The sequence below is a fragment of the Streptomyces sp. Z423-1 genome, assembly GCF_013009255.1.
GTDB classification, from domain to species: Bacteria; Actinomycetota; Actinomycetes; order Streptomycetales; family Streptomycetaceae; genus Streptomyces; species Streptomyces gossypiisoli.
Window position 1 is genome coordinate 4,274,248 of the sequence record NZ_CP053109.1, and the last position, 17,459, is coordinate 4,291,706.

Annotated in this window: 12 protein-coding genes and 2 pseudogenes; 6 read left to right on the top strand and 8 right to left on the bottom strand. The window is 70.4% G+C overall.

Annotation, left to right across the window (positions count from 1 at the left end; genetic code table 11):
* Positions 1-151: 151 nt before the first annotated feature.
* The 4 genes from HJD23_RS19085 to HJD23_RS19100 form a co-directional block, all read right to left on the bottom strand.
* The gene (locus HJD23_RS19085; RefSeq protein ID WP_171109841.1) at positions 152-574 is read right to left on the bottom strand and encodes a PIN domain nuclease; all 423 of its coding nucleotides are present in this window, start codon (positions 572-574) and stop codon (positions 152-154) included.
* Complete coding sequence (locus HJD23_RS19090) at positions 571-786, bottom strand: type II toxin-antitoxin system VapB family antitoxin (RefSeq protein ID WP_020113663.1); 216 nt, start codon at positions 784-786, stop codon at positions 571-573. Before HJD23_RS19090 ends, HJD23_RS19085 begins: the two co-directional genes overlap by 4 nt.
* A 590-nt stretch (positions 787-1,376) precedes the next feature.
* Positions 1,377-3,389 (bottom strand): ABC transporter permease, encoded by a 2,013-nt coding sequence (locus HJD23_RS19095; RefSeq protein ID WP_171109842.1) that lies wholly within the window; start codon positions 3,387-3,389, stop codon positions 1,377-1,379.
* Positions 3,386-4,102 carry an ABC transporter ATP-binding protein gene (locus HJD23_RS19100; RefSeq protein WP_171109843.1) on the bottom strand — a complete coding sequence of 239 codons (717 nt, stop codon included), beginning with the start codon at positions 4,100-4,102 and terminating at the stop codon, positions 3,386-3,388. The genes HJD23_RS19095 and HJD23_RS19100 overlap by 4 nt, the downstream gene beginning before the upstream one ends.
* Positions 4,103-4,264: 162 nt before the next feature.
* On the opposite strand from HJD23_RS19100, the gene HJD23_RS19105 reads away from it, so the two are divergent.
* Positions 4,265-5,461 carry a histidine kinase gene (locus HJD23_RS19105; protein ID WP_171109844.1) on the top strand — a complete coding sequence of 399 codons (1,197 nt, stop codon included), beginning with the start codon at positions 4,265-4,267 and terminating at the stop codon, positions 5,459-5,461.
* On the top strand, positions 5,458-6,117 hold the full coding sequence (locus HJD23_RS19110; RefSeq protein ID WP_171109845.1) for a response regulator transcription factor: 660 nt from the start codon (positions 5,458-5,460) through the stop codon (positions 6,115-6,117). The genes HJD23_RS19105 and HJD23_RS19110 overlap by 4 nt, the downstream gene beginning before the upstream one ends.
* A gap of 436 nt (positions 6,118-6,553) precedes the next feature.
* On the opposite strand, the gene HJD23_RS19115 is transcribed toward HJD23_RS19110, so the two are convergent.
* Positions 6,554-6,742, bottom strand: coding sequence for a glycoside hydrolase family 97 catalytic domain-containing protein (locus HJD23_RS19115; protein WP_232108091.1), 189 nt, complete (start codon positions 6,740-6,742; stop codon positions 6,554-6,556).
* Between the two features lie 615 nt (positions 6,743-7,357).
* On the opposite strand from HJD23_RS19115, the gene HJD23_RS19120 reads away from it, so the two are divergent.
* Together HJD23_RS19120 and HJD23_RS19125 are read left to right on the top strand one after the other, a co-directional pair.
* A complete protein-coding gene (locus tag HJD23_RS19120; protein WP_171134046.1) occupies positions 7,358-8,884 on the top strand; it encodes a glycosyl hydrolase family 28 protein in 1,527 nt (508 codons plus the stop codon).
* A 616-nt stretch (positions 8,885-9,500) separates the two neighbouring features.
* Positions 9,501-10,643, top strand: a complete 1,143-nt coding sequence (locus tag HJD23_RS19125; RefSeq protein ID WP_171109567.1) for an extracellular solute-binding protein — start codon at positions 9,501-9,503, stop codon at positions 10,641-10,643.
* A 728-nt stretch (positions 10,644-11,371) separates the two neighbouring features.
* On the opposite strand, the pseudogene HJD23_RS19130 reads toward HJD23_RS19125, so the two are convergent.
* Positions 11,372-11,759, bottom strand: a pseudogene (locus tag HJD23_RS19130) (dTDP-4-dehydrorhamnose 3,5-epimerase family protein); the annotation flags it as partial.
* On the opposite strand from HJD23_RS19130, the pseudogene HJD23_RS19135 reads away from it, so the two are divergent.
* Positions 11,726-12,329, top strand: a pseudogene (locus HJD23_RS19135) (transposase); the annotation flags it as partial. The pseudogenes HJD23_RS19130 and HJD23_RS19135 sit on opposite strands and share 34 nt — an antisense overlap.
* A gap of 159 nt (positions 12,330-12,488) precedes the next feature.
* Here the strand turns inward: HJD23_RS19135 and HJD23_RS19140 are convergent.
* Both HJD23_RS19140 and HJD23_RS19145 read right to left on the bottom strand, forming a co-directional pair.
* The gene (locus HJD23_RS19140) at positions 12,489-13,073 is read right to left on the bottom strand and encodes a hypothetical protein (RefSeq protein WP_171109568.1); all 585 of its coding nucleotides are present in this window, start codon (positions 13,071-13,073) and stop codon (positions 12,489-12,491) included.
* Positions 13,074-13,151: 78 nt separating this feature from the next.
* On the bottom strand, positions 13,152-14,144 hold the full coding sequence (locus HJD23_RS19145) for a DUF5937 family protein (protein WP_171109569.1): 993 nt from the start codon (positions 14,142-14,144) through the stop codon (positions 13,152-13,154).
* Positions 14,145-14,496: 352 nt separating this feature from the next.
* Here HJD23_RS19145 and HJD23_RS19150 point away from each other — a divergent pair, with 352 nt between their 5' ends.
* On the top strand, positions 14,497-17,316 hold the full coding sequence (locus HJD23_RS19150; protein WP_240980747.1) for a glycoside hydrolase family 2 TIM barrel-domain containing protein: 2,820 nt from the start codon (positions 14,497-14,499) through the stop codon (positions 17,314-17,316).
* Positions 17,317-17,459 lie beyond the last annotated feature (143 nt).

The window sequence follows — 17,459 nt, forward strand, 5'->3', positions numbered from 1 at the left end:
CACGCTGTGGGCACGGCTCTGAAGCGCGGCGGGCCGAGTGCCAGAGTGAACGGGCTCCTCTCTCGGCTCGATTGGCTCGCAGTCCAGCCCGGGGAGCGCTTCCGCGAGTGCGGAGCCATCCAGCAAAGCGTCCCGCCCGCACCCGGCCGGCTCACTTGCCGGCTTCAGGGCCGTACCACTGGAGTGCCTGGCCGGTGACGGCGGCGATGCACTCGAAGTCCCGGTCGCGGTGCAGCAGAGTGAGCCCCTGCAACTCGGCTGTGGCGGCCACCACCAAATCGACGGCCCCGGCGCTGCGGTGCTGTCCGCGCTGAGTGAGAAGCTCCTGGACCCGCCAGGCGCGGTCGTAGGCGCGGTCGTCGACCGGCACCCAGCCGAAGAGCAGGCGCATGTCTTCGATGCCTTGTGCGCGGTCGGCAGGGGAACGCGCGCTGTAGAAGAACTCCAGCTCGGTGATGGGGCAGGTGGCGATGAGCCCGGCGGCTGCCGCCTGGTCCCATCCGTACTGCTCGGCGTCGCCGCGCAGCATGCGGGCGAGCGCACTGGTGTCGATCAGGAATTGCGCGGCGTTCACCGGCGGTAGTTCCCCTTGTCCTCGAAGAGGTCGAGGTCGAAGGCGCCCTCTTCCGCCGACGCCCGAAGACGGGTGAGCGCCAGGGCCCGCCGCCGGTTCTCCAGCACCTCGCGCAGCGCGGTGTTCACCGTCTCCTTCTTGGTGCTGGTACCGAGGGCCTTGGCCACGTCGGCGACCAGCTGATCATCCAGGTCGATCACGGTTCGGCTCATGAGTGCACCTCCACCGATATCAATAGTGCCATCGAGTATATCGATGTCCATGCATGAGGGTCGGCATCATGGCACGACGTGCTGGGCGATGGGGCTATGGTTCCGAAAAGACCCTCGGCCTCTGCGTCCCTGGACGGAGTGCGGAGCCCGGCCAGAGCCATGGTGATCGCCTTGACGGTGTGCCAGCGAGGGCTTCGCTCCGCGTAGAGGGCGCGCGGGGTAGGACGCCGCCACCTGTGCTTGGTACAGCACGGGTGGCGGGAGCGTCGGCTGGACCATCGAGTAGTACCCGGCCGAACGGGGGAAGGGGCGGCGGCCGGATGCTCTCAGGAGTACGGCCGCCGCCACACGGGCTCAGGCCGTTTCCTTCGGATCACCGACGGTTAGGAAGGCTCGTGCTACCACCAGTCCGTGCACTGCACCGCCTGGCCGCCCCCGCCACCGCAGGCGCGGAACCGGTAGTTCGGGCTGTTGTCCGTCACTTTCGCGGCGCTGGTCAGCGGATGGCCGTCGCGGCTGGGTCCTTGTCCGGATCGAGTTCGCGTAGACCGTCGGTGGGATGGTTTCGGCAGTGGTCGTGGGCACAGCGCTCACTCTCCCCGTGCCCCCGCCTGCCGGGTGACGGTCCGCAGCAGGGGGCGGCTCAGTCCGCCGGCCGCCAGGATTCCGGCGACCCCGGCGGCGCAGCACACGGCGAGAACGATCAGGCCGCGGGCGTCGAACGACGAGTCGCCGCCTGCCAGCGTCATCGAGCCCCCGCACAAAAGCCCGGTCGCGACGGCCCCGCCCGCCAGCACGGTGACCGGGATCAGGGTCTCCCGGTTGCGGGCGGCGTCCAGGACGGGCAGGGGAGTCCCGGCCAGGTGCAGCAGGGCGTAGGTGCGGCGGCGGTCCAGGACGTTGGCGGCGGCGGTGATCCCGGCGGAGGTGATGGCGACGGTGAAGGTCACCACGAGCACGACCCGGGTGATGGTGGTGAAGTCCCGGGTGAAGCGTGCCTCGGACCAGTTCACGTCGGTGGTGGTGAGCGGGTACTGGTCGGGTGTCAGGCCGGTCAGCGCGGTGCGGGCGCGGTCCAGTTCGGCTGTGCCGCCGGAGACTGTGGCGGTGATCTGGCGGCTCTCGTCGTAGGGGGCCGTGGCCACGAAGCCGTCGTCCACGCCGACCACGGCGCTCACTCCGGCGGCGTGCAGGCGCTGTTCGGCCTGCGTCCGCAGCTGGGCCACCTTGCCGGGCGGGGCGGCGATGGTGAGCTGGTCGGGCCGTCCTCCCCACGGGGGAGCGGTGTTCAGGGTGAGCAGGGCGAAGAACCCGGCGACGAAACCGGCCAGGGTGAGGCCGGAGACGATCCGCCAGGCGGCCTTCGGGTCGTCCAGCAGCCGACGCCCGGCCAGCAGTGTCGCCGGCCGCTTGGCCAGGGCGGTGACGATCCTGCCGAGCGTCCGGACCACCCAGGGCCCGATCACGGTGAGCGCCAGGAAGACCGCGGCGAACGCGTACAGCGCCACGACGTCGGCGCTGCCGTACTCCCTGGTGACCCAGCCGTATACGGCGACGGCGGCCACGAAGAGCACCGCCCGCACGGCGCTCGCTCCCCGGCTGCGGGAGCGGCGTGCCACGCCCAGGGGGCCGACGACCACCTGACGGAGCCCGGCGAGCGCGCTGATGACGACCAGCGCGATCACTCCGGCCGTCACCGCGAGCAGTGGTAGTGCGCCGATCCACAGGTCGGCCGCGTACCAGGAGCCACCCGCGAGCGGCAGACTCGCCGCCACCGGCAGCAGGGCGGCGTATCCCACGGCACCGAGCAGCGCTCCGGCCGTCCCGGTCAGCAGCGCTTCGGCGGCCGTCAGCCCGGCGATGCGGCCCGGCGTGGCGCCGATCAGGCGCAGTGCCGCGAGGCGCTGGTCGCGGCGGGAGACCGACAGCCGCGCGGCGGAGGCCGCCAGCACCAGCAGCGGAACGATGACGAGGACGGTGGCGACCCGGGCCAGCAACTCGTACGTCATGCCCGTGCCGTCCGTGAGCGGCCTGCCGGTGAAGGATGCGACGCGGGTCGGGGTGGCGATGTCGCCGACCCGGCGCGGATCGGGCGCGCGCTCGGCGGTGACCGCCGGGTCGCCGGGGCGGTGTCCGATCACCGCGACGAGTTCGCCGGGGTGCGCGAGCGCCGCGCGGCCCAGGGTGCCGGCGGGTGTACCGGGGACCGGGTGGCGGTCGGCGGGCAGCCGGTCGAGCAGGGCGCCGAGCGCGGGAGAGACCCACAGTTCGCCGGGGGCGGGGAAGCGGTCGAGGCCGGGCGGGGCGGGAGCGGTGCGTCCGGGCAGCTGTGCGACGTCCACGACGGTGACCGGCTCACCCCGGGTGAACGTGGTGCCGACCGCCTCGATGGCCACCGGGTGGGAGGACTTCACCGGGGTGCGCCAGTCGGTGCGGTCCGCGCGGTGCTGCAATCCGAGGTTCATCGCGACGCACAGCAGGAGCAGGGTGGTGGACACGGCCGCCGCCGCGACCGCGAGGCCGGTGGCGAGCAGGCCGGTGCGGCCGCCGGCCCGGGTGAGCCGCCAGGTCAGCGTCCAGGTGGTGCGGTCCAGTGCCCTCATCGCCGGTACCCCGCCTTCGCCTCGGTGCCCGTCTCGGGGTGCGCTTGGGCCAGCCGCCCGTCGCGGACGTGCACCGTGCGGTCGCACCAACGGGCTACGTTCGCGTCGTGGGTGATGACGACCAGGGCGGCGCCCTGGCGGCGGCTGACCTCCACCAGCAGGCGGATCACCTCCATGCCGGTGGCCTGGTCGAGCGCGCCGGTCGGCTCGTCGGCGAAGATCACTTTCGGGTGGCCGACCAGCGCGCGGGCGATGGCCACCCGCTGCGCCTGACCTCCGGACAGCTGCCCGGGCCGCCGGTCCTCCAGGCCCCGCAGGCCCAGCGGTCCGAACCACTGCCGGGCCTGCTCGACGGCCGCCCGACGGGCCGTGCCGCCGAGCATCAGCGGCAGGGCGACGTTCTCGTCGGCGGGCAGTTCCGGCAGCAGCTGGCCGGACTGGAAGACGAAGCCGAAGGCGGTGCGGCGCAGCTCGCTGCGGGCCGGTTCGCGGAGCTGGTCGATCCGCTTGCCGTCCAGCAGGACCTCACCGGAGTCGGGCCGTTCGATCCCGGCCAGGCAGTGCAGCAGGGTGGATTTGCCGGAGCCGGACGGGCCCATGACGGCCAGCGACTCGCCGGCCTTCACGTCGATGTCGACGCCGGCCAGGGCGCGGGCCATGCCGTAGGACTTGAACAGGCCGGTGCCGGTCACAACGGCGGAGGAGGTGTTCATCGGGTGGTCTCCCCGGGGGAAGCGGTGTTCAGCTGGTGCATGCCGTCCACTCTCGGGGTGCGCGGCGACCGGCTGTCTCGGCCGGACGACCGGTTGTGAGGGCCGGACATCGGCCATTCGGCCGAGGCCGCCGGGAATCGCCACTTCCGTATCCTGCCGGGCGTGAACTCCGAAACTCCGCTGCTCCGCCGGACGCTGACCGCAGCCGGCTGGGTCCTCCTCGGCCTGCTGGGGCTGCTCGACGTGTTCGTCAAGGGGGTGCCCGACTACCACGGGACGAGCCTGCTGCCGATGGTGTCCGGCCCGCTTGCCTGCCTGGCGCTGCTGTGGCCCGCTCGTCGGCCGAGCGTGCAGGTACGCGCCGTGCTCGTCGTGGGCGGCTCGCTGGTCCTCACGGCCGTGATGGCCACGTGGGCGAGCCCGGACAGGGACGGTACGTTCGGGGTGCTGGAGAGTGCCGCTCTGCTGGTGCTGCTCTCCCGCGCGGTGCGGACGGTGCCGCGCCCGAGGACCGCGGCGGCCGTGGCGGCCGCACTGGCTGTGGCGGCCATCGCGACCCCGGTGCGCTTGCTGCCGACGGACATTCATTACGGCCGCCAAACCTCCATCACCGGGTCCCTGCTGATGACGCTCGCCGTCGGCCTGGCTCTCGCCTGGGGCCTGCGCGCGCGGCTGCTGGAGGAGCAGCGGGCCCGCGACATCGCCGCCGTACGCCAGCGCCAGCGCCTGGAGCTCGCCCACGACCTGCACGACTTCGTCGCCCACCACGTCACCGGCATCATCGTCCAGGCCAACGCCGCACTGACCCTCCAGCACACCGCACCGGAACAGGTCGGACCACTGCTGGAGAACATCAGCCGATCCGGATCGGAGACGCTGGACTCGATGCGCCGCCTGGTACGGGTCCTGCGCGAGGACGACCACGCGGGCGTCCGGCCCGGCGAGGTGTGGCCAGAACTCGCCCGCCTCGTCGCCGTGTTCTCCGAAGACGAAGCGCACGTCCAACTGCACGTCGCCGCGGCGGCCCGCGAGGTACGGCTCGCCCCCGAGGTGGCGACCTCCGTGCACCGCGTGGTGCAGGAGGCGCTGACCAACGTGCGCCGGCACGCGCCCGGCGCCGCGGTCGCCGTACGGGTCGACGTGGACGGGCCCCGGCTGCGGGTCGAGGTGCACAACACGGCACCGGCCGCACGGCATGCCGTCCCGGTCGGCGGGCGCGGCGGCTTCGGCCTGGTCGGCCTGCGCGAACGCGTCGAAGCGGTGGAGGGCGACCTGACCGCCGCCCCCACCGACGACGGTGGCTGGCGAGTGACCGCCGCCTTCCCGGTGCTGGCCGCTGTGGCAGGATCACCGGCGTGAACGACACGGCGATCCGCGTACTGATCGCGGACGACCAGGAACTGGTCCGCATGGGCTTCCGGCTGATCCTCGGCGCCCAGCCCGGCATCGAGGTGGTCGGCGAGGCCGCCGACGGCGCCGCCTGCGTGGAACTCGCCCGCCGGCTGCGGCCGGACGTCTGCCTGGTCGACATCCGCATGCCGAAACTTGACGGCCTGGACGTCACCCGGGCCCTGGCAGGACCCGGGGTCCACGCCCCGGTGCGGGTGGTCGTGATCACCACGTTCGACCAGGACGACTACGTGCACACCGCGCTGCGCAACGGAGCCTGCGGCTTCCTGCTCAAGGACGCCCCGCCGAGCCTTCTGATCGAGGCGGTGCGGGCCGCCGCCCGCGGTGACGCGCTGGTCTCCCCCGCCGTCACTGTCCGGCTGCTGAAGGAACTGTCCGCCACGCGAGGCGAGCCGGATGCCGCCTGCCCGCTGACCGAACGGGAACTGGACGTGGCCCGCCTGGTCGCGGTGGGCCGCACCAACCAGGAGATCTGCGACCAACTGGTGGTGTCCCTGTCCACCGTCAAGACGCACCTGGCCAACATCCAGCAGAAGATCGACGCCCGTAACCGGGTCGAGATCGCCGCCTGGGCATGGGAGTCCGGCATGATCCGGGAGCGATAGGGACGGCCGCACAGCCGTTGTCGACCGGGAGTTCAGACGGCGCGTGTCGATGTTTGACCCGCCCGGATCAAGAGGAGAGCAACGTCGCCCAGGAGCTCCGGGACGACGCCGCCATGGTGGGAACATGCTCCTTGGCGGCGTTCGCCGCTCTCGTTCGGCCGGCTGTCTTGCTCTCTCGGCTCGTGCTTCTGCCTACGCCGCCGCTGTTTCGCGTTCGGCCCGCGTGGCATGGTGGCGGCAGCCGCGACCAATCTCCTGCGGGAGCTTGCACGGCGTCCCCTTCTGCGTGGGACGCCCACACCGTGACGCTGGCCGGCGTCTTCAAGGGTCTGTACTGGCGGACATGCGGCGCATTGTGAACCACCGGATCGCCCTCCTGTGAGCGATCGCCCACAGCGTCCGGCGGGGCCGGATACGGCGACACCGCCGAGCCGAATTACGGCGCATCGCGGGCGAAGGGCAGCGTCACGTTGTGGGTGGCGGTCGGGAACTGCTCGTTGCCGCGGACGCCCTCCAGGCTCAGGTAGTTCGGGTACGTGCGCTCGTAGCCGAACGGCCGGACGTCGTCGTGCATGTCGATCAGCAGCCGGTACTTGGCGGCCGCCCGGGCCGCGCCCGTGAGCATGCTCCGGCGGGACAGCGCCCCCGGGCGGTTTCCTCCGCGCGTGGTGGGCGGTTCAGGCTCTCCTGGAGCGAGGAGATGAGGGGTCCCAAGTTGCCCAACCGGTTTCCAACGGCTGACCGAGTGGTACACCGCCGGACGGCCACTGATCACTCACGCCGATCGCCCCTGGCCCGCCCACGGCGAGCCGCACGGCTGCCTTGCGCACCCTGTGGACGGATGCCGCCCGGACGCCGATGCCGCAGGTCACCGCCCAGGTCGCCCGCTCCCGCGCCGCCGAGCGCCGCCACCTGGCGCCGACCACGAGGCCCGGACGTCGGGCCTGCGATCGAGCACGCCGTGCCCAGCTTTCGACCGGGACGGCGCACGGCCCCGCTATAGCAACCGGTTGTTTCGAAAACTCGCCAAACCCTTGCGCAGATTTCGGCCGTGCCGCAGATTTCGGCCTGACGGTTCCACTTCGTCATGGCCCGAACGTCCCCTCTGATCGTCAAACGCCTCCTGCTACCCGAACGCCCCATCTGTGAAGGGGCGGCGCTCTGCCCGCATGTTCAGCGGCCGCCGGGCCCCGCCTCCGGCCGCAGACGGCGACCCGCCCACGTCCGTCAAGGAGTCCTCATGAGCTCGTCCCTGTCCCGGCGAACCGCCCTCCAGGCCGCTGGCGCCGTCGCTGTCGGCAGTATGGTCAGCGGTGTCGGGGGCACCGCTCAGGCTGCAGCCGCAGGAACCGGTTCCACACGCGACATCGTTGTCGTCCACCCGGCCCTGCCGCAGGTGCCGGTCAACAACTCCTTCACCGTCAAAGTCCGGCCGCTCGGCGGCACCTGGCAGAGGCTCGACGTCTACCTGGCCAAGCTGGCTCTGATCGACGCCGTCACCGGCCGCAACCCGGTCCAGAACTCCTCCTGGGCCTCCTTCGACTTCTCCGGCACCGTCGAGGTCGAGGTCACCTACAACCCGGGCGGCGCCGAGAAGTTCCGCATCCGGCCGGACTCGTACGGCATCACCCCCGAGGTACTCGGCAGCACCGCGCGCTTCACCCTGGACCGGCCCCGCAACGTCGTCGTCCAGGTCGACGACAAGATCTTCGACTGCCTGCACCTGTTCGCGAACCCGATCGAACAGGACGTGCCCGCCGAGGGCGACAAGCACGTCATGTACTTCGGGCCCGGCCTGCACACCCCCACCAACGGTGAGCTGATGGTGCCCGGCAACACCACGGTTTACCTGGCCCCCGGAGCGGTCCTCGTCGCACGCGTGATAATCGAGGAGGTGGAGAACTCCCGGGTGATCGGCCGCGGTGTGCTCTACAACTCCAAGGCGGGCGCACTGTTCATCCGCAACTGCGAGAACGTCACGATCGACGGCATCACGATCCTCAACCCCCGGTACGAGAACATCCGGGTGGCCGAGTGCCAGAACCTCACCATCAAGAACCTGCGCGCCTTCAGCCGCGAGGGCTGGGGCGACGGCATCCAGCTCTACTGCTCCGAGAACGTCACGATCGACGGCTGCTTCCTGCGCACCTCCGACGACTGCATCGCCCTCTACACCCACCGCTGGGACTTCTACGGCGACACCCGCAACATCACCGTCAAGAACTGCTCCCTCTGGGCCGACGTGGCCCACCCGATCAACATGGCCGTGCACGGCAACCCCGACCCCGACAACCCCGAGATGCTGGAGAACCTGAACTTCGAGAACATCGACATCCTCGACCACCGTGAGCCGCAGGTGAACGCCCAGGGCTGCATCGCCATCAATGCCGCCGACGGCAACCTCGTCCGGGATGTGAGGTTCGACGACATCCGCGTGGAGGACTTCCGCTGGGGCCAGCTCGTCCACATGCGGGTCGTCAACAACCCGAGGTGGAACAAGGCGTCCGGCCGCGGCATCGAGAACGTCTACATCAAGGACCTCAGCTACAACGGCAAGAACGCCGACACGTCGATCATCGCCGGGACCGACGCGGAACGCACCGTCAAGGACGTCACCTTCGAGAACCTCCGTGTCAACGGCAGGGTGATCCGCGACAGCGGGGACAAGCCGCGCTGGTACCTGGCCTCGGACGGCGTGCCCATGTTCGTCAACGAGCACGTGCAGAACCTGCGCTTCCTCACCACCGAGGAGGCCGCTGCCCGGTAACCGCCGTCCGCCTGACCTGGTCCGGGCCGACACCCCAGGGAGAAGCATGACAAGCCGGCCCGCCGCCAGGTCATCCGGACGTTCGGCGCCGGACTCCTCGCGACCGCGGCGGCCGACCTCACCACAACCCGTCCACCTGGAACCACCTCTGTCGTAGCGCGTGGTGACGTAGGGGGAGACGATCGCCGACGAGGCCGGCCCATGCCGGCCTGCCCTGACAGCAAGCCAGGGCCCTGCGCTTTTCTCGGATGTCCGGTTGATCGTGTGATGCGTAGAGGGCGAGGAAGCGGTGGCGTTCGGTGTGGGCTCGGCATCCGGCGGTGGGGCTCGCCGCCACCGTCAACCGGACCAGGTCCGCACGAACCGGGCACACTCCTGCTCTGCCCTCTCCACAGCCTGTCCCTGTCAGTAGTAGGAAGACCGCTCGTAGGGAAAGCAGCGGCTGGTTGCCGGTGGCGAAGAGCGGCAGGATCGCCACCACGTCGGGCGGTCCGTCCGAGTACCGAAGACCCCGTACGGACTACGCGCTGTCTGCACTCGGCGCACGCCCTGATTACGGCCCGTGCCCATGGCGCCGGGTCTCGTGCTTTCCCCCCAGCAGAGAGGTCTTTCCTACATGTCCAGCTTCCTCAGCAGGAGACGTGTCCTCGCCACGGGCGCGGGTGCCGCCCTCGGTCTCGGCGCCGCCGCGGCTCCGGCCGCAGCCGCAGCCTCTCCTTCCGCGCCCCGGCACGCCTCCGGCCCCGAGGAGACCAGGACGCTCGACGAGCTGCACCGGGCCGCCCTCGCCGAGGGCGGCAAGCTCGTGCTGTACGCCGGCGGTGACACGCCGAACCAGCTGGATGGCCTCAGGGCGGGCTTCATGCGGCGTTTCCCGGGCATCGACATGACGCTGATCGTGGACTACAGCAAGTACCACGGCACCCGTGTCGACAACCAGCTCGCGACCGGCAGCCTCGTCCCCGACCTCGTCCAGCTGCAGACTCTGCACGACTTCACGCGCTGGAAGGAGCAAGGCCGTCTGCTGCCCTACAAGCCCGCCGGGTTCTCCAAGCTGCACCACCGCTTCCGGGACCCGCAGGGCGCCTGGGTGGCGGGCGCGGTGATCGCCTTCAGCTTCATGTACGGCCCGGCGGCGGTCGGTTCGGACGCGCCGCGCACTCCGCTCGACCTGGTCGACCCGAAGTGGAAGGGGAAGATCGCCTCGTCGTACCCGCATGACGACGACGCGGTCCTGTATCTCTACAAGCTGTACACCGAGCGGTACGGCTGGGACTGGGTGGCCCGGCTGGCCGCACAGGACGTGCGGTTCGGGCGGGGCACCGATTTCCCCGAGGACGAGGTGAGCGGCGGCCAGGCGGCGATCGGTGTCGGCGGGTCGGGGTCGCTGGCGGCGCCGGCGTCGGAGCCCCTGCGGTGGGCGGTGGCCGACGGGCATCCGTTCGTGGCGTGGGGGCAGCGCCTCGCGCTCCTGAGGCAGGCCAAGAACCCGACCGCGGCCAAGCTCTACATCAACTGGGTGCTGTCCGCCGAACGGCAGCAAGCAGCCCGCTTCGGCTGGTCGGTACGGACCGACGTCACTCCCGCGGGCGGGCTGAAGCCGATCTGGAAGTACCCGAACGCCCACCTCGACGGTTTCCCCCGCTTCATGGCCGACCGTGCCGAAGTGGAGCGCTGGAAGCAGACGTTCGCCCTGTACTTCGGCGAGGTCAAGGGCGACCCCACGCCGGGCTGGCTCGGGCTGCACCCCGGAGCGTGACCATGGGCGGGGGCCGCAGGTCCCACCGGTGGGCCACGCCGCCAGGGCTGCGTCGTGCTCGCGGGGTGTCCGGTTCGATCACCTGATGCCCGAGGTGGCCAAGGGCCCGGCGGGTTGCGGACGTGGTGGCGGAGGCCGACGGCGATGTTTGTGCGGCCGGTGAGCCGGAGGGGGCCCGGGCATGCTCGGTGCTGTTTCGAAGACCGATGCAGTTGCCGAGGTAGTTCCGTTGTCGCTCCGTCCCCGTTCCGGTGAGCAGGTCCCGTCTCTGACCGCGTAGATCGCGCGGGCGGGCAATCCGGGCGGTACGACGGCGATGTGGGTGAGAGACCGGCTGGACGGGCTGTGGTGCGACGAGGACTTCGCGGGCTGGTACCCGTGTGAAGGACGTCCCGACCTCTACGACTTCTCGGCCGCGACCGGTCTGGAACAGCCAGTACAGCAGGGCGTGGCACGCGTGGACGAATCGTGCAACCGAGTCGGCCTGCAGTGCCCTCAACTGTCGAGCCGCCAGTGTCCCCTCGTCGGTGAGGAGGACCCGGGCGAGGTGCCGGGCGGCGTGGAGGTGCTGGAGGAGGTGCCGCCGGGGGCGTTCATCCGGCGCCGCGTAGGTCCGCCTGCAGGGCGAGACATTCCTCGTACGTCGGCAGCAGTCCCGCCGCGGCGGCCTCGGCGAGGCTCATGGCGGCGGCGTCCTTGTCCGACATCAAAGGCTCGTCCGTCAGCCCCCAGCGGATGCCCAGTTCAGGGTCCAGGGCGTTGATGTCGACCTGGCTGCCCGGAATGAACTCGGAGGAGCACAGACAGCAGACGCAGGCGTCGTCGGTCGTACTGGCCGAAGGCGGGCGAACCGATGCGTGTGTCGACGACGACGTCGAGCACCGCGCCGCGCACACACGTCACGATCTTCGCCTGGCCCGGTGGGGTGAGGGTGCCGTGGATGCCGCGCCGGGTTCCCCGCCGGGAGCTGGAGAAGTTCACCTGCGCGACCGGGAAGGGGCGGCCGGTCACCTCCACCGCCCGGCTGTAGCGGTGCAGTTCGAAGAAGGACCCGCGGCGGTCGGAGTGCCCGACATCGGGTTGTGACGCCCGAGTTGGACACCCTCTTGACCGCACTGTACGTGCACTCAGAACTGGTCACCCTGGCCGTGGCCCAGGCCATGCTGGGCTTCCACTGCGAGGCCCGCTGGCTGCGCTTCGCGCCTGCGGGCCGCGCTGGGCCTGGTCAAGCGGGCTGTCCGGTGCCTGGCCGCAGACACCGACCTGTGGCTGGACGACGTGTGGATTGTGGACTCCACGCCCGTCGAGTGCGCCCGCTCCCGTGAGACCGTGCGCCGCTCCGACCTGAGCGGATGGGCCAACTACGGCTATTGCCGCTCCCACTCACGCTTCTACTGGGGCCTGAAGCTGCACCTGGTATGCACCCCCGCCGGGCTGCCGGTCACCTGGGCCCTGGCCGATCCGAAGGTCGACGAACGGCAGGTCCTGGCCGCCCTGATCGACAACGAACCACACCTGGCCGCCTCCCGGCCCGGCCTGCTGATCCTGGCGGACAAGGGCTGCATCGCCGCTGAACCCGACCGCTTCCTGGCTGTCCACGGCATCAGCCTGCTGCGGCCCTCCTACCGCAACCGCGGCATTCCGCGGCCGGGAGAAGCCCTGCTCAAGACGGTGCGGCAGCTGATCGCGAAGCCGGACGGCGACCTGGACCCGAACGCGCTCCCCGAGCGGTCGAGGCAACGAAGAAGGTGACCGACCGGCCGTCCCTCATCGCCATGTGCTCGATCACCGTCCGGCCCGCCCGGAACGCGCAGCTGCTCAGCGGATCGGGCTACCGGCAGGAGCTCAGCAGACCCGGACCCCGTCGATCATGTTGTTCCAGGAAGTGTTCGCGAGGCTGTCCTCCGTGTGGTACGCGTGGCTGTCGAACTTGTAGACCCAAGAGCCCTGCCAGTTGTAGAACAGGGACCGCGTGCCGGAGGTCTGGTTGTTCTTGTACGAGGTGAGGCGGTCACTGAAGCCGTAGTCGCTCAGGTCGCGGAATGCACACACGTAAAACGACAGCTTGGTGCCGGTCCAGTTCGCGCCGTCCCACAGGCACAGGTACGTGTAGGAACAGCTGGTGCTGGCCGCCGCGCCGGGCGCGGACACCGTGATGCTCGCGCTACCGTCCTTGGCCCGGATCTCGTTGTAACTCACCTGTTCCGCCGGGACCTTCATGTCCGCCAACTGGGCGTCCACCCGGTCCTGCAGCTGGGCCGCCTGCCGGTCCGAAAGGCCCACCGCCTTCGCCTCCGCCGCGTACACCGACTCGGCCGACTGCGCGGCCCGGTCGGCAGCGGCCGCGGTGGCAGTGCCGGCTCCGAGTGCCACCGCTATGCCACACAGCAGGGCTGCGGTGCGCTTCGTGGTCCTGGCCTTGAACTCCATGGGGTTTCCCTCCGTCGGGGTTTGCGCCTGATGAACAGGTTCGGACCGAGGGTGACCGTCGCGCACCACTCTTTGGCCTCAGCCACATCGAACGCCCAACAGGTCCTGTCCCATCGGCGTCACCGTGTGCAGTACGTGCTTGCCGTCGCGGCGGCTGGTCAGCAGCCCCGCTTCCCGCAGCACCGCCAGCTGCTGACTGGCGCTCGGCAGGGAAATGCCCACCGCTGCCGCCAACTCCGAGGTGGTGCCGCACTCGCGCGCCGCCGTTTCGTGGAGCAGACAGGCCCGGGTGGAGCCGAGGAGCCGGGCGAGTTCGGGGGTGGCGGCCGCCGAGAGCGGGGCGACCGTCTTGTCCGCCGGGTAGACCAGCACCGGCCGCATCTTCTCGTCGATCAGGGTGATCGGCCGGCGCCAGCAGAAGTACGAGGGGATCAGCCGCAGGCCGCGCCCGCGCAAGTGCAGGTCCCGCTCGACCGGGTAGTCCACCTCCAGCACGGGCGGACGCCACACCGCCATGGGACGAAACGTCTCCAGCAGAGCCCGCGTGCCGCCGGTCGCCAGGGCGCGGGACCGCCACGCGAAGTCGGCGCGGACAGCCGCGTCGATCCGGTCCCAGGCGGGTGCCAGAAACGCCTCGTGGTAGGTCCGCAGCCCATTGCCCAGCAGGCGCAACGCCTCCGTGTCGCCCCGGGCCAGAGCCGGATGGACGACCGGCTTCCCGACCGCCCTCGCCAACGACGTGATTTCGGCGCGCAGTTGGCGTTCGGGAGTGGACAGCACCCGATCGATTCCGGCCGCCAGGTTGATGTCCTCACCCTCGAGATGCGGGGTCAGGAAGTCCGGCATGTAGGTGGCGTACGGCACGAGGGTCCGCAGCATCCGCGCCGCCCACCGGGACGCCTCATCGCTCCGGATGCGCGTACGAACCACCCGCCGCCAGGGGCCGAAGGCGAGGGAACCGTCCTTGCTCTGGAGTCGGCAGACGCTGCAAACAATCTCCCAGAGCGGGTCGGGACTCCGGGCGATCCGGATGTTCTCCAAGTCCTGGCTGGTGAAGTGGATTCTCAGCAACGACTGCCTCCGACGTCGAGGACGTAGGCACGGAACGCGCACGGCCCAGACTGAGGGACGCGCATAACCAAATGATCGACGCGGGATAAACGCGGTCGTCCGGGCGCTGCGCTCCTCGTCGTCAAAGCACCCTGCTGAGATGGCGGTTCCGTAGGCGCCTGTACCTTCTGCTGCCCTCTTGTGTTCGATTCATTCGACTCCTAATGTCGTCGTCACTCCTGCACGTCTGCTCTGACCTGCGGCGTTGTGTGCGCAAGCGCTTCGATTGCCGTGTGGCCGACCGGGCCCGTCGGCTACCCCGCACGTCCCTGCCATCCCCCACCCCGACGGTTCCTTGAAGGCTGGAGATGTCATGCAGTTGTCACGCCGTGGCGTTCTGATCCTCGGCGCCGGCGCGGCCGTCGCCGGAGGCCTTCCCGCGGGCTCGGCCCGGGCCGCCGGGACGGCCGACGGAACGGATGCCTCCTCGCGCACCGAGCGCCTCTATCTGTCCGGAGAGGACGCCGACCACCCGGTCGACTGGGACTTCCTGTGCACCAGCGGTCGGCGCAGCGGCAGTTGGGGCAGTATCCCGGTTCCGTCCAACTGGGAGTTCCACGGATACGGCACGTACAACTACGGGTGGAATCTGCGCCCGGAGGAGAAAGGCCGCTACCGGCACACCTTCACGCCCCCCGCCCACTGGCGTGACAGACGCGTGTTCCTCGTCTTCGAAGGGTCGATGACCGATACCGAGGCGTGGATCAACGGCGAGTCGGCCGGGCCCGTCCACCGCGGCGGCTTCTACCGGTTCCGCCACGAGGTGACCGGAAGGCTGCGGCCGGGCCAGGACAACCTCCTGGAGGTGACGGTCAGCAAGGAGTCCACCGACGACTCCGTCAACCGGGCCGAACGCCTGGGCGACTACTGGAACTTCGGCGGCATCTACCGCCCCGTCCATCTGGAGGCGTTCCCGCTCCAGCACATCGAACGCATCGCCGTCGACGCCCGCGCCGACGGCACGCTGCGGATCGACGCCCATCTGTCGGGCACCGGTTCCGCCGACCGTCTCGTCACCCGGGTCACCGACCTCTCCGGGCGCCCGGTCGGCGCCCCGTTCACCGCGGCCGTCGCTCCCGGCGACACGAAGGTGACCCTCAAAACCGCCGTCGACTCCCCCCGGCAGTGGACGGCGGAGACCCCCCACCTCTACCGCGTCGAGGTCGCCCTCCGCGCCGGCGACCGCCGTACCGTCCACCGCGTCGACGAGAGATTCGGCTTCCGCACCGTCGAGGTGCGCCCCGGCGACGGCGTGTACGTCAACGGGGTCAAGATCCTCCTCAAGGGAGCCAACCGGCACACCATCTGGCCCACGTCCGGCCGGGCGACCAGCGCCCGCATCAGCCGCAAGGACATCCTCCTGATGCGGGAGATGAACATGAACGCGGTCCGGATGTCCCACTACCCGCCGGACACGCACTTCCTCGACCTCGCCGACGAACTCGGGATGTACGTGCTCGACGAACTGGCCGGCTGGCAGAAGTCCTACGACGAGGAGGCGGGCAGGCCCCTCGTCGCCTCGATGGTCACCCGTGACGTCAACCACCCGTCGGTCCTGTTCTGGTGCAACGGCAACGAAGGCGGCTGGAACACCGCCCTCGACGACGACTACGCCCGCCACGACCCCCAGCAGCGCACCGTCCTCCACCCCTGGGCGAACTTCGGCGGCATCAACACCGACCACTACGAGACGTACGACAGCACGCGCCGCATCCTCCAGGAACAGGGCGACGTCTTCATGCCCACCGAGTTCCTCCACGGCCTCTACGACGGCGGCGCCGGCGCCGGCCTCGACGACTACTGGAAGCTGATGGGCCGTGAACGGCTCTCCGCCGGAGGCTTCCTGTGGGCACTGGTCGACGAGGGCATCGTGCGGGACGACCTCGGCGGCGCCATCGATGTGGCGGGCAACGCCGCACCCGACGGCATCCTCGGCCCCTTCCGTGAGAAGGAGGCCAGCTTCTACACGATCAAGGACATCTGGTCTCCCGTACAACTCGCCGAGCCGGAGCGGTTCACCGCCGGCCTGCCGGACGACTTCGACGGCCGGATCGCCCTCACCAACCACTACGCCTTCACCAACACCCGCACGTGCCGGTTCACTTGGCGACTCCTGGACTTCCCCACCCCGTCGCAGCGGCGGGACGGCCACACGGTGCGCGCCCAGGGCACCGCCTCCGCTCCGGACATCGGGCCCGGCGCGCAGGGAGTGCTGCGCCTGCCCCTGCCGTCCGGCTGGCGACGCGCCGACGCCGTGGCGCTCACCGTCACCGATGCCGACGGCCGCGAGATCCGCCGCTGGACCTGGACCGTCGCGTCCGCCGCCGACCAGGCCCGACGGCTGGTCCGGACGGGCCCGGGACCGGCCGTACGCGGCTCGCTCTCGGACGACAGGCTCACCCTCGCATCCCGCCACACCACGGTCACGCTCGACGCCACGACGGGCATGCTGGCCGGTGTCACCCACCGGGGAAGGGACTTCGCGCTGTCCCGCGGCCCGCTGCCCACCACCGGAACGGCCGACCTCACCCGCCTCACGCACGGGCCCGACGGCTACGGCTACACGGTGGAGGCCGAGTACTCCGGCGTGCTGCGCCACGTTCGGTGGCGTCTGCACCCCAGCGGCTGGCTGCAACTGCACTACCGCTACCACCTCACCGGCGAGCACGACTTCTTCGGCGTCGGCTTCGACCATCCCGAATCGCAGGTGACCGGAGTGACATGGCTCGGCCACGGACCCCACAGGGTGTGGAAGAACCGGCTGCGCGGCGTCGCGACGGACGTCTGGACGAAGCAGTACAACGACACCGCGACCGGTGCCGACGGCTGGGTGTACCCGGAGTTCAAGGGCTACCACGCGGGCGTCCGGTGGGCGTCCCTCCACACCACCGCCGGACGTCTCACCATGGTCTCCGAGGACGAGAACCTCTACCTCCGCCTCTTCACACCTCGTTTCGGACCCGATCCCCGCCACACCGCGCCCCCCTTCCCGAAGGGCGATCTCTCCTTCCTCGACGCCATTCCGCCGATCGGCACCAAGTTCGACCCACCGGCCGCCCTCGGCCCCAGCGGCGGCCCCACCACGGCGAAGGGCGACTACGGTCGAACCCTGTACTTCTCGTTCTCCCGGTAGCGCGTCCACCACCCACTCGCCCACGCCGCATGGGCTCCGACCAGGGCAGGTACCTGGCCCTTGAGGTGGTCGTGCTGGCCGGAATTGCACCGCTGTTGACCGTGGTCCTCTGTCCTTACGGGCACGCCATGGACGGCTCCCGA